We start from the raw sequence: 2,567 nt of genomic DNA, 5'->3' as shown, positions 1-2,567 counted from the left end.
ATCAAAAAAGGCTAAGGGCTGAATTGTTCTGCTTGTCAAGATTTGTTTTGAATTGTACTCCCCGTTTTGTGGGTCACGAAAGACCACTAATTGTAATTCGTTTAAGTTAACGACCCCGTATTCAGGAATGTTAACTTCGGCGTAGATTTTAAGTAGGTGCAAATAAATAAAGTGAAAATAGTTATCTATCAATGGGGCGGGGGACAAAAACACCCCCCCCAAAAATAAAAAAAAATTTTGGGGGGGGGGAATTTTCCCCGCCTTTATTTTACTTTATTTGGTTTATTTACCTTTGCTCAAAAAAGCTGCTGGCGAAACATGGAAAAATTCAGCTAGTTGCTCAATATTACTTACAGTTAATTCCTGCTTACCGCTTAAAATTTCGGAAACGTTTGATTCGGTTTGGAAAATAGGAACTAAGTCTTTTTCTTGGAGATTCAAATCTTCCATGAGAGCTTTTAGTAAAGCTACACCAAAAATATCGTCGATCGGATAATGAATTTCTTCGTATTCGGAAACTAATAAACCTAAAAGGTGTAGATAGTCACGTTCATCATCTGTTAGTGTGCCGCGATCGATCAGTGAATCAATTACTTTTTGGGTAGCGTCTAATTCGTCTTCCGAAGTGATGGGACGAGGTGGAAAAGCAGCGATCAGAGAGAGGAATTCACTGGGATTAGGTGTACCAGGGATTGTTTTTCCAGTTGTCTGTGTCATATTCTGCATGAGTAAGGACGTGGCGAATGTAAATTTCTTTGTATTGGTAATCTACAAGAACAATCATTTTTTTGCTGATAACGTGCATGAAAACCTTATCAAAGATACAGGACTAAAGTCCTTACAACGAACGGGGATAAAAAAAGGCTCCTGCCTCAAGGCAGGAGCTTTGAACTGTTTAGGAGAGAGAAATTTAAACTTATCTAACTCCTTAGTCGATATCGCCCATGAATAATACTGGCTCGGTTTCGCGATCGATACCTTTTTCAAAGCCAGCAGCCGCAGCACGAGCCCGTCCTGCGTGCCACAAGTGACCAACTAAGAAGAAGAAAGCCAATACGAAGTGAGAAGTCGCCAGCCAAGCGCGTGGGTTTACGTAGTTGAAGCCGTTGATTTCAGTGATCAGACCACCTACAGAGTTCAAAGAACCGTTAGGAGCGTGAGTCATGTATTCAGCAGCACGACGTACTTGCCAAGGCTGAACGTCATTCTTGATCTTGTCTAAGTCAAGACCGTTGGGGCCGCGTAAAGGTTCCAACCAAGGGCCACGGAAATCCCAGAAGCGCATGGTTTCACCACCAAAGATGATTTCACCTGTAGGAGAGCGCATCAGGTATTTACCAAGACCAGTTGGGCCTTGTGCAGAACCGACGTTAGCACCTAAGCGTTGGTCACGAACTAAGAAGGTGAACGCTTGAGCTTGAGAAGATTCAGCGTTAGTTGGGCCGAAGAATTCGCTGGGATAAACTGTGTTGTTAAACCAAACGAAGCAAGCTGCCACAAAGCCCATCAAGGACAATGCGCCCAAGCTGTAGGAGAGATAAGCTTCTCCAGACCAGATGAAAGCGCGACGTGCCCAACCGAAAGGCTTGGTGAGAACGTGCCAAATACCACCAGCGATACAGATCAAACCGATCCAGATGTGACCGCCAACAACGTCTTCCAAGTTATCAACGCTGACAATCCAGCCATCGCCACCGAAAGGAGATTTGGTTAAGTAACCAAAGATGACAGCAGGGTTAAGTGTAGGGTTAGTAATTACCCGCACATCACCACCACCAGGAGCCCAGGTGTCATACAAACCACCGAAGGCTACTGCCTTAGCCACCAACAGCAGGGCACCACAGCCGAGCACAATTAAGTGGAAACCAAGGATGGTGGTCATCTTGTTTTTATCTTTCCAGTCATACCCGAAGAAAGAAGAGTATTCTTCGAGGGTGTCTGGCCCACGAACGGCGTGATAGATACCGCCCAGACCTAAAACAGCAGAGGAAATTAGGTGCAGAACACCAACTACGAAGTAGGGGTAAGTATCGATAACTTCACCACCTGCGCCCACACCCCAGCCTTGAGTAGCTAGGTGAGGCAGCAGGATCAAGCCTTGTTCGTACATCGGCTTTTCTGGGTTAAAGTGAGCGACTTCAAACAGACACATCGCTCCAGCCCAGAAGACAATCAGACCAGCGTGGGCAACGTGAGCGCCCAGCAGTTTACCGGAGAGGTTGATTAAACGGGCGTTACCAGCCCACCAGGCAAAACCTGACGATTCTTGGTCACGATTGCCCGCAACCATTGCACTGTTAAAAGATGATTCCACGGGGCAGTACCTAAATTAAAAGGTTTTAAGGATTTTAGGATTTAAGGGTGAAATTTAAGGATGAAGGAAAAATATGCGATTAATTTTCCATTCATCCCTGCTTAGCTCATTATTACAGAGCATTACCACGAGGCAGAACTTCTTCAGGGAAGACAAAGCGCTCATGGGGTTGGTCAGCTGGAGCCATCCAAGCCCGCAGACCTTCGTTCAAGAGAATGTTCTTGGTGTAGAAGGTTTCAAACTCTGGGTCTTC

3 protein-coding genes and 1 pseudogene are annotated in these 2,567 nt (G+C 45.4%); all 4 read right to left on the bottom strand.

The window, feature by feature from the left end; genetic code table 11:
- Positions 1 to 282 precede the first annotated feature (282 nt).
- Positions 283 to 717: a helix-turn-helix domain-containing protein gene (locus ACE1CC_RS36055; RefSeq protein ID WP_413275251.1), complete on the bottom strand. Its 435-nt coding sequence runs from the start codon at positions 715 to 717 to the stop codon at positions 283 to 285.
- Positions 677 to 784 carry a type II toxin-antitoxin system HigB family toxin gene (locus tag ACE1CC_RS36050; protein WP_413275250.1) on the bottom strand — a complete coding sequence of 36 codons (108 nt, stop codon included), beginning with the start codon at positions 782 to 784 and terminating at the stop codon, positions 677 to 679. The genes ACE1CC_RS36055 and ACE1CC_RS36050 overlap by 41 nt, the downstream gene beginning before the upstream one ends.
- Positions 785 to 928: 144 nt before the next feature.
- Positions 929 to 2,290 (bottom strand): photosystem II reaction center protein CP43, encoded by a 1,362-nt coding sequence (gene psbC / locus ACE1CC_RS36045; RefSeq protein WP_413275249.1) that lies wholly within the window; start codon positions 2,288 to 2,290, stop codon positions 929 to 931.
- A 136-nt stretch (positions 2,291 to 2,426) separates the two neighbouring features.
- Positions 2,427 to 2,567, bottom strand: a pseudogene (locus ACE1CC_RS36040) (photosystem II D2 protein (photosystem q(a) protein)); the annotation flags it as partial.

The sequence above is a fragment of the Floridaenema aerugineum BLCC-F46 genome (assembly GCF_041929345.1).
Classification (GTDB): domain Bacteria; phylum Cyanobacteriota; class Cyanobacteriia; order Cyanobacteriales; family Aerosakkonemataceae; genus Floridanema; species Floridanema aerugineum.
Note: the sequence above shows the minus strand (reverse complement) of the source record. Positions and strands in the feature narration are given on the sequence as shown.

What these genes read in the sequence shown, in the direction of transcription:
- ACE1CC_RS36050 (WP_413275250.1), bottom strand. Translation starts at nt 784, where the DNA reads ATGATTGTTCTTGTAGATTACCAATACAAAGAAATTTACATTCGCCAC.
- psbC (WP_413275249.1), bottom strand. Translation starts at nt 2,290, where the DNA reads ATGGTTGCGGGCAATCGTGACCAAGAATCGTCAGGTTTTGCCTGGTGG.
- ACE1CC_RS36055 (WP_413275251.1), bottom strand. Translation starts at nt 717, where the DNA reads ATGACACAGACAACTGGAAAAACAATCCCTGGTACACCTAATCCCAGT.